The organism is Bacillus sp. UMB0728 (assembly GCF_002858875.1).
Lineage (GTDB): Bacteria > Bacillota > Bacilli > Bacillales > Cytobacillaceae > Bacillus_AB > Bacillus_AB infantis.
This window is the reverse complement of record NZ_PKLA01000002.1, coordinates 902,030-918,821: the sequence shown is the minus strand read 5'-3', so window position 1 is coordinate 918,821 and position 16,792 is coordinate 902,030. Positions and strand designations below refer to the sequence as shown.

18 protein-coding genes are annotated in these 16,792 nt (G+C 47.6%); 4 read left to right on the top strand and 14 right to left on the bottom strand.

All coding sequences use genetic code 11. The annotated features are described in order from the left end of the window. Positions 1-234: 234 nt before the first annotated feature. The 3 genes from CYJ37_RS10105 to CYJ37_RS10095 form a co-directional block, all read right to left on the bottom strand. Positions 235-744 carry a spore coat protein gene (locus CYJ37_RS10105; RefSeq protein ID WP_022544363.1) on the bottom strand — a complete coding sequence of 170 codons (510 nt, stop codon included), beginning with the start codon at positions 742-744 and terminating at the stop codon, positions 235-237. A 27-nt stretch (positions 745-771) separates the two neighbouring features. Further along, positions 772-1,041, bottom strand: a complete 270-nt coding sequence (locus CYJ37_RS10100) for a hypothetical protein (RefSeq protein WP_022544364.1) — start codon at positions 1,039-1,041, stop codon at positions 772-774. 295 nt (positions 1,042-1,336) lie between these two features. Then, positions 1,337-1,981, bottom strand: coding sequence for a histidine kinase (locus CYJ37_RS10095; RefSeq protein ID WP_009793136.1), 645 nt, complete (start codon positions 1,979-1,981; stop codon positions 1,337-1,339). Between the two features lie 149 nt (positions 1,982-2,130). On the opposite strand from CYJ37_RS10095, the gene CYJ37_RS27730 reads away from it, so the two are divergent. Continuing rightward, a complete protein-coding gene (locus tag CYJ37_RS27730; RefSeq protein WP_022544366.1) occupies positions 2,131-2,265 on the top strand; it encodes a hypothetical protein in 135 nt (44 codons plus the stop codon). Between the two features lie 689 nt (positions 2,266-2,954). Here CYJ37_RS27730 and CYJ37_RS10090 read toward each other — a convergent pair. The 9 genes from CYJ37_RS10090 to fdhF all read right to left on the bottom strand — a co-directional run bounded on the left by CYJ37_RS10090 (position 2,955) and on the right by fdhF (position 12,594). Continuing rightward, the gene (locus tag CYJ37_RS10090) at positions 2,955-3,518 is read right to left on the bottom strand and encodes a hypothetical protein (RefSeq protein ID WP_101549542.1); all 564 of its coding nucleotides are present in this window, start codon (positions 3,516-3,518) and stop codon (positions 2,955-2,957) included. A 117-nt stretch (positions 3,519-3,635) separates the two neighbouring features. Beyond that, a complete protein-coding gene (locus CYJ37_RS10085) occupies positions 3,636-4,214 on the bottom strand; it encodes a GNAT family N-acetyltransferase (protein ID WP_101549541.1) in 579 nt (192 codons plus the stop codon). A gap of 31 nt (positions 4,215-4,245) precedes the next feature. After that, entirely contained in the window at positions 4,246-4,818 is a 573-nt protein-coding gene (locus CYJ37_RS10080; protein WP_009793131.1) for a GNAT family N-acetyltransferase, read from the bottom strand. Between the two features lie 126 nt (positions 4,819-4,944). Then, positions 4,945-5,589, bottom strand: a complete 645-nt coding sequence (locus CYJ37_RS10075; RefSeq protein WP_101549539.1) for an exonuclease domain-containing protein — start codon at positions 5,587-5,589, stop codon at positions 4,945-4,947. Between the two features lie 178 nt (positions 5,590-5,767). Further along, positions 5,768-6,499, bottom strand: a complete 732-nt coding sequence (locus CYJ37_RS10070) for an exonuclease domain-containing protein (RefSeq protein WP_101549535.1) — start codon at positions 6,497-6,499, stop codon at positions 5,768-5,770. Further along, complete coding sequence (locus CYJ37_RS10065; protein WP_094768554.1) at positions 6,499-7,473, bottom strand: putative nucleotidyltransferase substrate binding domain-containing protein; 975 nt, start codon at positions 7,471-7,473, stop codon at positions 6,499-6,501. The genes CYJ37_RS10070 and CYJ37_RS10065 overlap by 1 nt, the downstream gene beginning before the upstream one ends. 57 nt (positions 7,474-7,530) lie before the next feature. Then, positions 7,531-8,796, bottom strand: coding sequence for an ammonium transporter (locus tag CYJ37_RS10060; protein ID WP_022544367.1), 1,266 nt, complete (start codon positions 8,794-8,796; stop codon positions 7,531-7,533). A gap of 296 nt (positions 8,797-9,092) precedes the next feature. After that, positions 9,093-9,632, bottom strand: a complete 540-nt coding sequence (locus tag CYJ37_RS10055; RefSeq protein ID WP_009793126.1) for a DUF1641 domain-containing protein — start codon at positions 9,630-9,632, stop codon at positions 9,093-9,095. After that, positions 9,625-12,594, bottom strand: a complete 2,970-nt coding sequence (gene fdhF, locus CYJ37_RS10050; protein WP_101549719.1) for a formate dehydrogenase subunit alpha — start codon at positions 12,592-12,594, stop codon at positions 9,625-9,627. The genes CYJ37_RS10055 and fdhF overlap by 8 nt, the downstream gene beginning before the upstream one ends. 205 nt (positions 12,595-12,799) lie before the next feature. Here fdhF and liaG point away from each other — a divergent pair, with 205 nt between their 5' ends. Next, complete coding sequence (liaG, locus tag CYJ37_RS10045) at positions 12,800-13,648, top strand: LiaG family protein (protein WP_101549533.1); 849 nt, start codon at positions 12,800-12,802, stop codon at positions 13,646-13,648. 18 nt (positions 13,649-13,666) lie between these two features. On the opposite strand, the gene CYJ37_RS10040 is transcribed toward liaG, so the two are convergent. Further along, entirely contained in the window at positions 13,667-14,467 is an 801-nt protein-coding gene (locus CYJ37_RS10040) for an aminoglycoside adenylyltransferase domain-containing protein (protein ID WP_101549532.1), read from the bottom strand. A gap of 181 nt (positions 14,468-14,648) precedes the next feature. On the opposite strand from CYJ37_RS10040, the gene CYJ37_RS10035 reads away from it, so the two are divergent. Next, positions 14,649-15,347 carry a C39 family peptidase gene (locus tag CYJ37_RS10035; protein ID WP_022544370.1) on the top strand — a complete coding sequence of 233 codons (699 nt, stop codon included), beginning with the start codon at positions 14,649-14,651 and terminating at the stop codon, positions 15,345-15,347. 280 nt (positions 15,348-15,627) lie between these two features. Here the strand turns inward: CYJ37_RS10035 and CYJ37_RS10030 are convergent, their stop codons facing one another. Then, positions 15,628-15,993, bottom strand: coding sequence for a winged helix-turn-helix transcriptional regulator (locus tag CYJ37_RS10030; RefSeq protein ID WP_009793120.1), 366 nt, complete (start codon positions 15,991-15,993; stop codon positions 15,628-15,630). A gap of 165 nt (positions 15,994-16,158) precedes the next feature. Between CYJ37_RS10030 and hxlA the strand changes: the two genes are divergently transcribed. Next, positions 16,159-16,791 carry a 3-hexulose-6-phosphate synthase gene (gene hxlA / locus CYJ37_RS10025; protein ID WP_009793119.1) on the top strand — a complete coding sequence of 211 codons (633 nt, stop codon included), beginning with the start codon at positions 16,159-16,161 and terminating at the stop codon, positions 16,789-16,791. Position 16,792: the final 1 nt, after the last annotated feature.

The following is a 16,792-nucleotide window of genomic DNA, read 5'->3' as shown; positions in this document are numbered from 1 at the left end:
TCTTTCATACAGATTCCCTTTATAAAGGATACTATATCTCTTAATTGTGAAATAAGTAAGAAATTACATCAAACATTTGATAACGGAAGCTGTGCCTTTATGTACATTATAGCTTTCCTTCCCCCCGGGTCCAAATTCTATAAAAAAAGCGGCACAAGGAGGTTCCTTATGCCGCATATTTATTATATGAAAGGAGGTAGGGTTGGATAAGTCTGCGTTTTTTAAGACTGCCTATTACAGGATTTCCAGTTCAATAACCAGTGCAAGAAGTACCTGGATCAGCAGGTTAAGTGTCAGCGCTACTTGAGTATCTTCAAGGTTTACAGTACAGTCTTTCGCATTTTCAATATAAACGCTCTGGCGGTTAGATTGGTTGATTTGTGTGAATTGAAGCAAATCTTCAGTGATCCTTTCAGCTTGGCCTCCGTCAGCAATTGAGATATTGATGACAATGACGATTGCTACAACGAGGGCTGCCTGCAATGAAGCGGCAACTTGGGTTTCACTTGAGTTTACTTCAACATTGAGACAGTTTTTAAGGACAATGGACTCTTTAGAATATTGGCCCATATTCGTGCCTTGCACAACATCTTTTACATCTCTGTCGCTGCTGTCAAAAATGCTCATAGGATGGCTTGATGAAGGATCAAGGGCATTCCATCCGCTGTGGTGGCATGATGAACCGGCAGCATTGCTTTCACAATAAACATCTTCTACCTTTGGACGATAGTTTCCACTTAACAATGTAATCTCTCCCTTTAATTTTTTGCCTTATCGGCTTTTTTTCCTAAACGTGCGTTTGGCTTCTTTCTTAGGCTCTTCTTCGGCAGAATCATTTTTCTTTTTTTGTGCTTCAACAAAATCTTTAACCTGCTGTTCCAGATCTTTCACAAGATTGCGGATACGCGTTTTTTCCTCATCTGACAGGTTTTTCGTTTTCAATCCGCTTTCGTCGCTTTGATTCCGCTTTAAAAGGTCTCTGACTTTAAGGCTTACAAGCTGATTCGATAGCTCAGCCATCTTGTTATTTAGTTCATCCAACACAGTTCACCCCCTCCGAGCGCTTATACTATTTAATATGATTTTTAAGCCGGCAAGTGAGGGCTAATCCCTATCCCGGCTTAAAAGGGCGTTTGTATCGGCTGATGGTGCGCCACTCAAGGCGCTTGGCCCTTATACTACTTGTATATGGGATTTCATCCATTTAGTTCGGGCTCATCCCCCAAAAGCAAAAAAAGGGCCCTATGCAGGGGCCCTTTTACAGCATAAAGAAGCAGGCGGCACTATTTGCCGCCCGCTGCATCTTGTACTCGGATTTTTAATGCTTCAACACTCTTCAGTCCTTTTCCACTGCTTCTGCTGCAGCGGTCCCATTATGGATCTTAATGACTTTTTGATTTTGTCCATCCCCTTTTACAAAAAAGCCATTGGAGAAATCGGTGGACAATTCCCTGAAAAAGGTGCCAAGAGTTCCTTCTTTCCCGTTATCATCAAACGAGATTTTATAGCCGCCTTCTTCTTTTACCAAAGAAGCTTCTATCCCCTTATCCCATTCTCCTGCCGGATCGTATACATCGCGGTTCACTTCAACAAGATGGAGGTCAACGCCTTCAAGAAGCTCGAACAGATGATTGACGAGGGAATGCTTGACGACCATTTCCCATTTGCTCTGAACGGCGTGGGCCATGACGATTTGAGTGGCGGACTTCTCCCGGACTGTTTCGGCGATTAAATCAGAAACCTTCTGTCCGTTCTTATACTTTTGGATGGCTGGAAGGCCGTATTTTTCAGCCAATGATTCGAACAGCATTTTCGTCTGGATCTGGTTGAACTCAAGATCCTTTTCCTGCCCCGGGAGCACTGACAATACATAGCACTTCCCCTTAAATGCATCAGCAAGGAGCTTCCCCCTTTGAATGAGCGTTTCAGCATGCTGAGGGCTGCTTACACATACCAGTATCGTTTCCAGCAAATCATTCACCTCGTTTAGAATTTTGCCTACATTATAGCATAGCCAGTCAGAGCACCCCAGCCAAAAGCGGGTGTTCCAGCCATCCTTTCAGCCGCTGCATATAAAAGATTCCTTGATGGGAAGATAATGATGTACTTAGGATAAGGAGGGGAAAAGCGATGACAAAAAAGTATAATAAAGGCAGCAGCAACCAAAACTCCCCGCGCGCTGGCCTGTCCGACCCAATAAGCGGCGACAACAGCAAAGGGAATAAACACAACAAAGACCAAAAAAGCAAAACTGACGCGGATTAATCGAAATGCGGAGGGCGCTTGTTCAGCCCCGACAAGCATAAGACGCTTCAGGATAGAAGGCGTTCTTTGCCTTCAATCCTGAAGTGGCTTATGACTCGAGGGGCTAGCGCCCGGAGCTGGACAAATCGAAATGCGGAGGCGGCTTGTTCAGAATCAAGGAACGCAGGCTAAAACCGCCACGTCCTGTGGCAACGCCTGCATGACCCGCATCCTGCGGGCCCAGCATAAGACGAGCAGGACGGAAGGTTGTCCTTTAACCTTCTGGCCTGATTGGCTTATGACTCGAGGGGCTAGCCGCCGGAGCTGGACAAATCGAAATGCGGAGGCGGCTTGCTCAGAATCAAGGAACGCAGGCTAAAACCGCCACGTCCTGTGGCAACGCCTGCATGACCCGCATCCTGCGGGCCCAGCATAAGACGAGCAGGACGGAAGGTTGTCCTTTAACCTTCTGGCCTGATTGGCTTATGACTCGAGGGGCTAGCGCCCGGAGCTGGACAAATCGAAATGCGGAGGGCGCTTGTTCAGCCCCGACAAGCATAAGACGCTTCAGGATAGAAGGCGTTCTTTGCCTTCAATCCTGAAGTGGCTTATGACTCGAGGGGCTAGCGCCCGGAGCTGGACAATCCGAAATGCGGAGGCGGCTTGCTCAGCCCCGACAAGAAGCCAGCCTGTACAAGGCTGGCTTCCTTTCATGCAATGGAAGCATCCAGCCTTGGACGGGCTGAGTCGGCCTGCAGATAATCAGACAGACTCCCTTTGTATACAAGATGGAGCGAAAAGACTTTCTCCAGTTCATGCGGCTTTAGCAGTGAAACAGGCTTTTCCACCCGGCATCCGTTGGTTTCCTTGAGGATGGTCCCGACGAATTCAGAGCAGAAGAAGGCATTGGATCTGTTATATTCCCAGTTGAACAGCACGGCGAACAAGCCGAGCAGATTATATTTATAATGATGCCTGTTTTCTTCAAAAAATGCCGCCTGCTCCTGCATCCTGCCATATTCCTGCTCGCTCACCGTACAGGCATAAACCGCACAGCGGGCATTTGCAAACAAATTCGCGCGCACATCTTCTTTCACGAATCCCCCGGAAAACGGATTGGCAGGATTAATCCTCCCGAAGCTGTACACATCCAGCAGCCCTTCATCAAATGAGATGGATGCATGATTGAGTTCTTTTCCAGTAAAAATCCGGATCAGCTTTGTGAATAAAGTTCCCGTGTCGGTCAGCAGTACAAATACCTGGCGATGGCCCATTTCTTTTCCCTCCTGAAAAAAATGAAGGGAAATGCGCAGTGGCGACCGTGCTGCCCTTCTCCATAATCATACAGCCACAATGCTCCCTTAAAGAACGAACTCGGGTATTATTTGCTTCTAAGACCCTGGGCCTAGATGATGGGGATTAATGATGGAAAACATCAGCAGATCATCAAACTTTCCGCAGGTATATTCATAATTCCTCAGCAATCCTTCACGGATAAACCCGCATTTTCCGAAAAGGCGCTGGGACTGGAGGTTTGCCGGTTCAATCAGTGCCTGGATTCTCATCAGATTCAAATCCTCGAAGCCATACTGGATGATAGCCGTGATTGCCTCGGTGCCGATTCCCTGATTCCAACAGGCAGGATCCAGTTCAAGACCTATATCTGCCCGGAAATGGGTGGAATTCATATTCAAAAATCCGCAGCTTCCAATCAGCCCTTGTCCGTCCTTTAACGAAATTCCCCAGCGGATACCCGTTCCTTCCTCAAGAATGCGTTCATACCAGCCAATTTCGGAGCGTGCATCATCCAAGTCAGCAAATGGCTCGATTCCATAGTATTTCGTTACTTCGGCATCAGAAAGATATCCGAGGATATCCTCTGCATCCTCCATTATCACTTTCCTAAGCAGAAGGCGGGCCGTTTTGATTTCCGGAAACGATCCCTTCAATTTTTCATTTATATTATTCATTGGACATACTTCCGTTTCTCATTTTTAGTATTTATTCTCCAGCTGCGGACCCAGCCAATTCAAAGACGGGATTAGCTTCCCACTCTTCACGCAAAATGCCCATCCTGATTGAATCATAATGGACGCCTTTGTAAATCCGGCATTTCCGCAGCCTGGCTTCCATCGTCATCCCCAGCTTTTCGCCGACCTTGACCATCCGCTCATTTCCTGACCAGGTGGTGTAGCCGGTCCGGGCAATCGGCTTTGTTTGGAAAAGGTGGCTGATCCAGAGTTTCAATGCCCTGGTCCCATAGCCGCCATTCCAATATTCCGGCGAATAAATGACGATTCCCATTTCCAGCCACAGAGATGGCTCATGCTCCCAGTAATAGCTGACCGTCCCTTCTATCTTGCCGTTGATTTCGATGGCCAGCATATCCTCCTGGTTGACTACCTGCTCCTTCCGCAACTCATATTCAGCAAACGTCAGTGATTTATGCTCAAAATAGGGAGCGTCCCACTTTTTCCACGCCGGATGCTCTTCCTTAAAAGCCAGCTCCCATAACCGGGGCAGATCTTCTTCGGTGATGGTCCGCAGAATAACTTCAGCGTCTTTCAGTAACATAGCTCTACCTCTTTGTGTTTATTTTTGTAATATTTCCATTATAACAATAAAACCTCTCTCAAAAAATGGAAACTTCATTATTTCCTCATAATAAAAAACCGCCTTATGGCGGTTTCGTTAAATAGATTAATTGAAGGGCGGATCAATGCTGCTGCCGGCGCTCCACGAATAGGTTTTCCCCGGTTTTTTCGCAGGCTGGTATTTTCTCATCGGCCCTTTTTCAAGCACCTCTTTTAAAAACAGGCCACCGTCCGGGTTCTGCTGCTTCATGAGCTCCATCAGATATGTAATATCGTCCATCGCCCTGTGAGTTTGATGGTCTGTAATATTGTGGGCGGAAAGAAGGGTCGCCAGTTTGCTGTTGGCAAAGCCATACTTTTTCCATTGTACTCCCTTCATGGTGCAATACCATTTAAGGTCATTCACTTCAGGATACATCTGATACATGAAGCTTCTATCAAATGATGCATTATGGGCAAATACAGAATCGGCTTTATTAAGGAAGGACTGGACTGACTCATCATGGAAAACCTGTCCCCTTACCATTTCAAACGGAATACCATGAATCCTGTAGGCACTGCTGTAATTTCTAAGGGCCCTGCTTGAAAGCGGCTCCCTAAGGAAAGACTCCTTTTCCTCAACCTGGAGGATTTCACCTGTAGCTCCATCATAAGAAAACAGAATAAATGCCAGTTCGATGATTTCGTCCCCGCCAGGAGCCAGGCCTGTTGTTTCTACATCGACCAGCAGTCCTTTTTTGTTTATATTCATTTTGATCACCTTTATATTTTTTTGCCTTCAAAAAGAAAGCTGGAATTTTTAACATTCTTATAGCTATTTCCTATTCTAGTATTTTCGCGGGAAAAATGACAGTTAAACCCCCTTTCTGGATGAAAAAGGAAATTAATAAATACAAAAAGGTACGGCAGAGACCGCACCTTTAATAGGGCTATAATGAAGCAACCCTTTCATATACATCTTTCAGGGTCATACAACCCTTATCCCGGACCTTGCTTATATAACAGCACCATAGCTCGGCAGCCAGCCGGGCATCCTCCAAAGCATGGTGCCGCTCCATGACCGGAATGCCGTTGTGGCTGCACAGGTCCTCCAGCCTCTGCAGGTTAAGCTCCGGCTCGGCAATGCGGTACAGGAAAGAGGTATCTATAATTCTGTGCTTAAGAGGAGCCTTAAAATGCTTCCAGCTCGCATTCTGCAGGAAGCTCTTCTCATGCCGGGCATGATGCGCTATGATGGGCCGCGCTTCGCAGAATTTGAAGAAATCTATCAGCACTTCAGGCAGCGGGGGCGCCTCCTTAAGCTGGGAGCCCCTTAGGCCTGTAAGCTGTTCAATCTGAGGTGAGAGTGTTTTTTCATATCTGATCAGGGAATAAAACTTCTTATCCTCATTTATGGTTCCATTCTCTATCTTGACCGCCCCTATAGAAATAATCTCATCTCCCTGATCAGGAAAAAAACCAGTTGTTTCAATATCCATGACGATAGCTTCCATCCTGTCAAGCGGCACTGACAGCGCTTCCTCTGCCCGTATCTCTTTATGCAGTCTGCGCAGGAAGGCCTGCTGCTGGGAATTCTGCCCGCCCTGCATCCCCCCGAATACACCGGAATTCAGTTTCCCCGGCAGCCCTTTCATCATTTGAAACATGCTTTCAAAGCCCATTATTGGACACCCTTTTCAATCTTGGCCTGTACAAATTGGTGCAGCTTTTTTCCGCCCTTCAGGATATTGCGGAGCTCCGCCCGTTCTTCCCTTGGAAGGTTTCTTACATTCAAATAGTGTGAAGCCTCATAAGAGCGGGCACTGGAGAAAATGGATTCCCTGCAGGCCAGCAGAAGGCGGAAATTGCGCTCTGCCTTTTCCAGCGCATCCTTATACTCTGCCTTTTCCGCAAGCCTGCTGATTCTTTCAAGGGTGGAGGTTTCAAAAAGCCCTTCCTTCATCGCCAAAAGACGGATGCTGTTAACATAGGGAAGGAAAGCAGTCTGCTTCAAGTCTATGAAGCCCTCAAATTTTCCTTTTTCCTCAACAAGGATCTGGCCCAGGGGACCAACAGCCGGTTTTATATGCATGCTATTCTCTGCAAGCCTTTTTAAAAGTCTGGGACCTGCCATCATCTTAGTGTGCACATAAGATTTAAGCTCACTGATATACACTCCGCTTCCTTCCAGGGCCCTCGCATCATAAAAAATCTGCAGATACCGGATCGACTCCCAGCTCTCCTCCTCAATCCATCGCTCCAGCTGCCCTTTCCAGGCTTCCGCTGTTCTCCGCCATAAAGGGTTGCTGCTCATCACCTTGCCTTCACAATAGGGATATCCCGTTTCATTCAGGCCATATGACAGCTCTTGCCCCAGTTCCTGAAAGTACGCTGCCTCCTCTTCCCCCCCGGTAAAAACAATGCCGTGATCCTGGTCACTGATGACACCCTGCTCCAGCCTGCCTCCGCTGCCGGTCACAAACCAGACAAAATCCGATTCATCCGGCCCTTTTCTAACCTTTTGCACAGACTGCCTGAACACGTATTTCATCGCTTCATCATGGATTTCATTTATTTTGGATGTACTGGCGGCAGCCATGAAGATCCGGCTGTCCTTCCATTCCCTGATTTCTGCATATGACTGAAAATCCTGCAAATAAACGCACTCCCTTTATATGAAGAAAACATAAGGCCCCATGAAGAGGCCTTATGCTCATGAAGATAATTTATTATCTTTCGAAAGGAAAACCTCCGGGTATCCATAGCTGCCATGCTCACTGACATCAAGGCCCATAATTTCTTCTTCCTCAGATACACGCAAGCCATTCATAACCTTCTTTGCTATAAGCAGTATGACAAATGATACGGCAAAAGCATAGAGGGCAGATACAGCAACGCCCATGAATTGGACTCCCAGCTGTGTGAAGCCTCCTCCGTAGAATAATCCAGGCTGGCCGACTGTTGCCAATTCCGGAGTGGCAAAGAATCCGGTTGACAATGTGCCCCATACCCCTGCCGCTCCATGGACAGAAAGGGCATATATCGGATCATCAATTCTCAGTTTCTCGAAGAATCGGACACTATAGAAAACGAGTATTCCCGCAACAAATCCAATGAGTACAGCTGCCCATGTGTCAACGAAGGCACAGGATGCTGTTATGGCAACAAGGCCGGCCAGGGCGCCATTCAGCATTGTCGTAATATCCGATTTGCCGAGAACCACCCATGAGATCAGGAGCGCTGCGACCGCCCCTGCTCCTGCAGCAAGATTGGTATTCAGGGCAACAAATCCAAAGAAGGCTCCGTCAACAGAAACGGTGCTTCCTGCATTGAATCCGAACCAGCCAATCCAAAGGATTAAGACCCCAAGGGCAGTGAATACCTGGTTATGTCCGTAAATATTATTGGCAGAGCCATCTTTATTATATTTGCCGATTCTTGGTTTAAGAAGGAGGGTCGCTGCCAATGCCGCCATCGCCCCTGTCAGGTGAACGACAGTTGAGCCGGCAAAATCCTGCTTCCCATGTTCAGCCAGCCATCCCCCGCCCCAGATCCAATGGGCAACCACCGGATAGACAAGTGCTGAAAACAGAATCGTAAATATCAGATAGATTGAAAGTTTTGCCCTTTCTGCGAAGCCGCCGAGGGCAATCGTGATGGAGATTCCTGCAAAAGCAAGCTGGAAGAGGAAAAATACTGATGAGGAAAGACTCATTCCTTCAATTTCATATCCTGAATAAAAAAAGTGCGATAAACCTGTAAAGAAATTGCCGTTGTCGCCAAAAATAAATCCAAAGCCGACAGCCCAAAAAACGAGTGAGGCAAGCCCGAATGTAAAAATGGTCTTCCCCGCGATATGGCCGGCATTTTTCATTCGTGTAGACCCGGCCTCCAGCATAATGAATCCGCCAAGCATGAAGATGACCAGGACTGCACTAACCATGACCCATAAACTGTTCATCAAAAAAGTTGTATCCACTTTCTCTCCCCCTCAAATAATGTATGCTTATCATCTAACAAATTCATGTTATATAATATAACATTAAGTTTCTTACCCTTATTTTATCTCTTTTCAAACAGGTGTCAATGAGTATTTTAAAGTTTCTGATAACTATATGTTAATTAAACTAACATGAAACCGCTATCTTCCTTGATATATATGGTTTTACTTTTTTGAGGAAAAAGTTAAAAGGGATTTACGGAAGGGGACCAGATTTAATGGCTGAACTGAATTTCGCATAAAAAAAGAAGAGGGCAACTGCCCCCTCCTGATCATCACTCTTCTTGCTTCCTCTGCTCTTCGATTTGTTCCTGCGGAAGCTGGGTATTCCGCTCCAGCTCCTTCGTTTCCTGTCCCATCCCTTTCAGGAAGGTCAGCAGCAGGGTGACGGCCCTGTTGACTTCAGGATCCTTGAGAGATCTGGCCAGATCAAAAAAGCTTGTTTTTTCCTGAGTATCTCCTGCTTCCGCCACCCTGGCAATGCCTGAGTCGATTTTAAGCAGAAACGGCTCCAGCTGTTTGACATTGATCATGCCCAGTGTACCGCCCATCAGGAGCAAATTCTTCAATGTGTTCGAGGTTTCCGGCTTGTCAGCCGCCCTGACAAGGATGTCGAGGACTTTGTCTCCCTGGCCAAACAGTCCGCTGAGTAGGGAAAGCACCCCCCGGTCATGCATATTCCTCATGACCTTGAGCGACTCCAGGATGGCTTCTTTATTATCAATCAGGGCATCTTCCACTTCCATCAGATCTTTTTTACGCTTTTCTTCCTCGCTTAATGTCTTGCGCTGGATGTGCGTGATCGCTTTAGCCATGTTCTCGCTCCTTTTTCACAAGATCTCCCGGGAAAATATAATCCTTCCGTGCCCACTTTTTCTGGACCTGTACACCAATCTGCGGCTGCGGGTTTCCGTAGCGGTGGTTGATTCTAGGAAGCGGATCTTCGCCTTTGGCCTTCAGGATCTCCATTTTTGCCCGGATTTCTTTATAAGCCGGCGTATCTGTATCTTTATCTGCGTAGCTGCTTGTCAGCAGATTGATGGCAGCCTCTCCCCTGTCATTCATCGGAAGGTACACTTCCTTCCCTTTTACCCTGTCGGTGATATGGCATTGCACCTTCACATTCCCATAAGGAGATGAAAGCCTTACAAGCGTGCCGCTTTCCAGTCCGCGCTCTTCTGCAAGCTCCGGAGATACCTCCAGGAACACGCTTGGTGTCTTCTCGCTGATTCCTTTGGAACGGTACGTCATATTGCCTTCATGGAAATGCTCAAGAAGGCGCCCATTATTGATATGGAGATCATACTCTTCCGCAAACTCCAGCGGCTTCGTCCAATCGACCGGCACGAGCCTTGCCCTGCCATCTTCAAACGGGAACCTTTCTGTATATAAAAGCGGGGTATCCTGCCCATCCTCCGCCACCGGCCATTGCAGACTGTTATATCCTTCAAGCCTTTCATACGTCACACCGGAATATAAAGGCATCAGCCTGGAGGCTTCTTCCATGATTTCAGATGGATGCGTGTAGTTCCAGCCTGCTCCAAGGCGGTTGGCAATTTCCATGATGATCTGCCAGTCAGGCTTTGAGTCCCCAAGCGGTTCAAGAGCCTGGTAAAGTCTTTGGATCCTGCGCTCGGTATTGGTGAATGTCCCTTCCTTTTCAAGGCTCGGACTTGCAGGAAGGACAACATCGGCGAACTCCGCCGTCTTGCTGAGGAAAATATCCTGGACCACGAAGAAATCAAGCTTCTCAAACGCAGCATGCACATGATTGATATTTGAATCAACGAGTCCCATATCTTCACCCTTCAGGTACATGGCCTTAAGGGTGCCGGCGTGAATGCCTTCCACCATTTCGTGGTTATTGAGCCCTGGCTCGCCCGGAAGCTCTGTTCCCCATGCCAGCTCATACTTCTTCCTGATCTCAGGATCGGCGACTTCCTGGTATCCCGGGAACATATTCGGCATGCTGCCGAAATCGCTCGCCCCCTGGACATTGTTATGTCCTCTAAGCGGGTAAGCCCCTGCACCCGGCTTTGCATAGTTGCCAGTGACAAGCAGAAGATTAGAGATGGCTGTACTGGCATCACTGCCGCCCATATGCTGGGTGATGCCCATCGCCCAGAGTGCGCAGACAGATTTTGCCCTGCCGATCATTTCTGCCATATCAATCAGCTGTTCCAGCGCAATGCCCGTCACTTCAGCCGCATACTCCATCGTGTACTTTTCCAGATTCTTCGTGAATTCATCCAGTCCGTTTACTTTTTCAGCAAGGAACTCTTCATCTGCCATGCCATTGTCAATAATATATTTGGCCACAGCTGACAGCCAGACAATATCAGTGCCTGCCTTAGGCTGCACGAACAGATCGGCCCTGTCGGCCATTTCATGCTTCCGCAGGTCTGCCACAATCAGTTTCTGGCCGCCAAGTTTATGCGACCTCTTCACCCTGGTGGAGAGGACAGGATGGGATTCTGCTGTATTGGAACCTATAATAAGGACAAGATCTGACATTTGGATATCCCGGATGCTGCCTGCATCCCCGCCATAGCCGACCGTCCTGAACAGCCCGACGGTGGCAGGAGTCTGGCAGTATCTGGAGCAGTTATCGATGTTATTTGTTCCAATTACTGCACGGCCAAGCTTCTGCATCAGAAAAGACTCCTCATTTGTACATTTAGAGGAAGAAATGAAGCTCATGGCCTGTGCCCCATGTTCATTTTTAATTTCGGTGAAACGGCGGGCAATCAGGCTGATGGCTTCATCCCATTCCGCCTCCCTGAAGAATTCTCCTTCCCGGATCAACGGCTTTGTCAGGCGCTCTTTACTATTGACAAAATCCCAGCCGAACTTCCCTTTCACACACGTGGAAATTCCATTTGCCGGGGCTTCCGGCTGCGGATCCACCTTCAGGATTTCACGGCCCTTTGTCCAGACATCAAAGCTGCAGCCCACTCCGCAGTACGTGCAGACCGTTTTCGTTTTTTTAATCCGCTCATCGCGCATCGCGGCTTCCATATCTGAGATGGCAAGAATTGATCCGTAGCCTGTCTCGACATTTTTAGTGATTTCGATCATCGGCCGGAGCGTCTGCTTGGCAATACCGGTTAAATAGCCGGCTTCCCCTTCCATGCCTTTTTCCAGCATGGCATTGCACGGACAGACGGTTGAACAGTGTCCGCATGAAACACAAGAAGACTCATTGATTGGGACATCATTATCCCAGATGACCCTTGGTTTTTCACGTTCCCAGTCGATTGTCAGCGTCTCTGTCACCTGCACATCCTGGCATGCTTCGACACAGCGTCCGCAAAGGATGCACTGATCCGGATCATACCGGTAGAAAGGATGGGAATTATCTGCAGGATACGGTTTCTGTGCAAAAGGGACACTCTGATGGTTGATTTTCATTTCTTTGACTGTGTTATGTACTTCGCATCCGCCGTTATTATAGTCGCATACCGTGCAGTAAAGCTCATGATTAGTCAGGATGCGGTCCATCCCGATAACCTGTGCTTCCTTTACATCCGCCGATACCGTATCAATAATATCCCCGTCGTTCAGCCTGGTTGAGCATGACCTGACAAGCTCCCCATTCACACTGACGATGCAGGTATCACATGTTTCAATCGGCCCAAGGCTTGGATGGTAGCAGACATTCGGCACCTCCACCGATGAATTCTGCAAAAGCTGAAGGATGGTTGTTGCATCACCTGCCGCCACCTTTACTTCAGCACCATTTAGTTTTACTTGGTATGTATCAGGCAAATCACTCATCCTTTCTCTCTTAATCATTTTCCTGCTAACAATCCCTCTACCCTCCTTTTTCCAAAATAAACATCCGAGGAAAAGCGGTATCACTTGTATGTCTAAGGTCTTAGAAGAAAATCATGCGGAGGTGCATTAAAGGAGATTGGATCTTCCGGTAGAATACAAACAAGGACCATTTAATGCTAAATATAATATAGAAAGAGGTTCCCATATGAAAAAAATCATTCTGTTATTCCTGGTTATCACCGGTCTTTACCTGGCCTTTACAAGCTTCAGCCATTTCAGCTGGCTGGGCCTGGGCGCAAACGGAAAGGAAAAAGCTTCAGCCGAGCGGGTAAGCCGGATTGAAGTAAATGTGTCAGGAGTAGAGACAACTATCATCCAGGAAGAAAGAGATACCGTTGAAGCCGTTCTGGATGGCAAGGGTGAAGTGAACGTGAAGAAAAACGGCAGGACAATAAAGGTCGATTATAAACGAAAATGGCCTCACTGGTTCGGCGGCTTTGAAAAGACAGAGCTCAGCATTTATATCCCTCAAGACTATGACAAAGATCTGGACATCAATCTCGGCTCCGGGGATTTTGATTTTGCCGGCAATGAACCGATAAAGCTGCGGGACGTCTCTCTGGATATGAGCTCAGGAGATGTTATGCTCGGAGACCTTCAAGTCCGGGAATTTGAGCTTAACGGCGCATCTGGAGAACTATTCATCTCTTCATTGAAAGCAGAAGAAGCAGACCTTGAAATCAGTTCAGGCAGCACCACCATTGACAGCTTAGAAGGAAAACTTGAGGCCGGCATCGCATCAGGAGAGCTCGGCATCAAAATGAAAAAGCTTGCGGCACCTATCGACCTCGAAGTCAGCTCAGGCGATGTACAGCTCGATTTGCCTGATAGTGCCAGCTTTACACTTGATGCCCATTACAGCAGCGGTGACATTCATGCAGATGTCCCCATGGACCAAAAAGAAGTGAAAGACAACCGCATAAGCGGCTTCAATAAGGAAGGCAAACATGAAATCAAAGTTGATGTTTCCAGCGGTGATGTCAGCATTTATTAATCTGGAAAGGGCCCCTCATTATGAAGGTAGGCCCTTCTTTTCTTTCAGGATGGACGAAGATAAATGATCCATCAGCTGAAGCGCATCCGTGATCATATCTAGTTCCGGTGCTTCCGGAGGTGTATTCCCCTTTCGGACAAGCAGAGCCAATTCAATCACTGAATGCCATTTATCCGGCATATTCATGAGCCCATATTTCCCTGCCCCTGCTTTGGAGGTGATCCCGTTCTCCCGAATGGTATAAAACTGCCGCAGCAGGCCCAGTATGCTCCACTCCAGCTCTTCATAAATCATCTCTGCCGGAAGCGCCATCATTCTTTTCGGGTCAGCTTTCATTGCCTCCGTTCTTTTCCGCCAGTACGACTGGCTGTTCTCCCTGATATATTCAGCCAGGTCCTCCTCCCGAACAGGGATAGAAAGATCTGAAATGTCTGGGCCCCTTAATCTGACTCCATGATCTTTTAAGATTCTCCACATGACCGGGTTAAAGGGCGCGCCCTCTTTAAATTCTCCGCCATTATAGATATAGCGGGATTCCGCTGCAAGACTGCCAAGGTCGTCCCATATGATATAGCAGCCATCCAGTTCTGGAGATTGATGCTTAACAGCAAGCTCTCCATGGACCCTGATAAGCCGATCTGCTTCCTCCTGACTTAAGACACCTTTTGTTACCGCAATAAAGTCAATATCGCTTTTGCCCGGCAGATAAGCTCCGAGCGCGGCAGAGCCATGGATATACAGGCCTTCCAGCCTGCCTGGCAGATAACGGTCGGCCAGTTCCATATACTCTTCCATTATCAGATAAAATCCATTTCCCAATCTGCTGCCTCCCCCCTGAGATTTTCTTATCACCTTCTACTATTCGAGCCGGAAAATAAAAAACCTTCTGTAAAAGAGAAATTACCTGCCAGTCCTTCACTAAGGCCCCGGCATGCTGCTTCAGGTTAATTCATCGGTAAAAAGGGAAAGGACAATAAAAACGCTAAAGGAGAGAAATTCTTTGAAAAAAGCAATGATAGCTGCAGTTATTGTGCTTGCCGGCTGTTCTGACAGCAGCGGTGCCGAAGAAGAAGCTGTCTCCAGGCCAGCAGAGGAGCAGACAGCCGAGCAGATGATGATCGATGCCCCGCATATTTCCCAGAAGCCTGAGCTGATGAGGGGCTGCGAAGTGACAACTCTTGCCATGCTGCTCCAGGATGCTGGTGTCTCTGTTGACAAAATGACCCTATCCGAGGAAATCAAGCGGGTGCCTTTCGAGGAAAACGGTGTCCGCGGCAACATCCATGAAGGATTCGTCGGCAATATGAAGACAATGGATGAGCCTGGCCTTGGCGTTTATCATGAACCGGTCGCCGAACTGGCAGAAAACTATCTGCCGGGGAAAATAAAAGACATGACAGGTGAAAGCTTTGACTCTGTACTGGCGCAGGTCGAAGATGGCCGCCCTGTCTGGGTCATCGTCACCAGCACCTTCGATAAACTTCCTGAAAGCGAATGGGAAACATGGGAGACCGAAAGCGGACCTGTCAAAGTCACCTACAGCATGCATTCAGTCCTTGTCACAGGATTTGATGAACAAAACCTCTATGTTAACGACCCTCTCGACAAAAAAAACCGCAAGCTCCCGCGGGAAGAGTTCATAGCCGGCTGGGAGCAGATTGGAAAGCAGGCCATTACTTATGAGAAAGCGGCAGATTAACAAACGAATCATTGGCATTCCAGCTTTATGATAACAGAAGGCAGAATTTGCTCTGCCTCTTTTTCCCATTCCTCCATGAGAGATGCCGCTGTATTCAGGAACCTTTCATGGGCACTATCTCTAGCCATCTGTCCCCCTGCAGGTTTTTCTTCCGGGCCATAAAGGGAATCTGCAAACAGCCGCTTATTTTTCTACTTCTGCTGCTAAAATCCAGCCGGCAGGACAACTTAATAAAGTGAAAAACAAAAAAGACTGCTTCGCATGAAGCAATCTTTTTTCGTCATTTTGCAGTCTGATCGGGATCCTGGCCAGAGTTTATGACGGTCTCCATATAATTTTTCCCCCAGCTGTACATGCTGTCCAGGATTGGCATGAGCGTCCTGCCCTGTTCAGTAAGGGAATATTCGACCTTTGGCGGCACGACAGGATAAACTTCGCGGTGGACGATGGCGTCCTCCTCCAGCTCGCGCAGCTGGTTGACGAGCATGCGCTGGGTGATGCCCGGTATAAGGGCTTTGAGTTCGCCAAATCGTTTGGTGCCTTCTTTGCCCAGGTGCCATAAAATAATCATTTTCCACTTTCCGCCAATTACGGAAAGAGTCAGTTCTTTTTCACAGTTAAAGGTTTTATCCAGCATGCGGGACATCCCAACCACCTCCGAAGCCTATTATAACTCATTAGTATACTTTTAGGCACTATGTAAAAATAAAGTGCGTACTTACAATCGAGAGTCGTTATCTCTATAATGACATTCATACTGTGATATTCAATAACACAGTTCATCCCAGACAATTTTGAAGGAGTGAAAGAAATGGAATTACAATTAGCATTAGACCTGGTAAACATTCCTGAAGCAATCGAGTTGGTGAAAGAAGTAGAGGAGCATATCGATGTCGTTGAAATCGGCACTCCTGTTGTTATAAATGAAGGCCTCAAAGCCGTCAAAGAAGTAAAAGAGGCATTCCCTAACCTGAAAGTGCTTGCCGACCTGAAGATCATGGATGCAGCAGGATATGAAGTCATGAAGGCATCTGAAGCTGGCGCAGACATCATCACGATCCTCGGCGCTGCTGAAGACGAGTCCATCAAAGGGGCCGTAGAAGAGGCGAAAAAGCAAGGCAAAAAAATCCTTGTTGATATGATTGCCGTCAAGGACCTCGAAGGGCGCGCAAAAGAACTGGACGAGCTTGGCGTTGACTATATTTGCGTACACACCGGCTATGACCTGCAAGCTGTGGGCCAGAACTCTTTTGAAGATCTAAAAACAATTAAAAGCGTTGTAAAGAATGCCAAAACAGCCATTGCAGGCGGAATCAAGCTTGAGACCCTTCCGGAAGTGGTCAAGGCTCAGCCGGATCTGGTCATCGTCGGCGGAGGCATCACCAGCCAGGACGATAAAAAAGCAGCTGCAAGCAAAATGCAGGAAATCATCAAGCAAGGGTAAG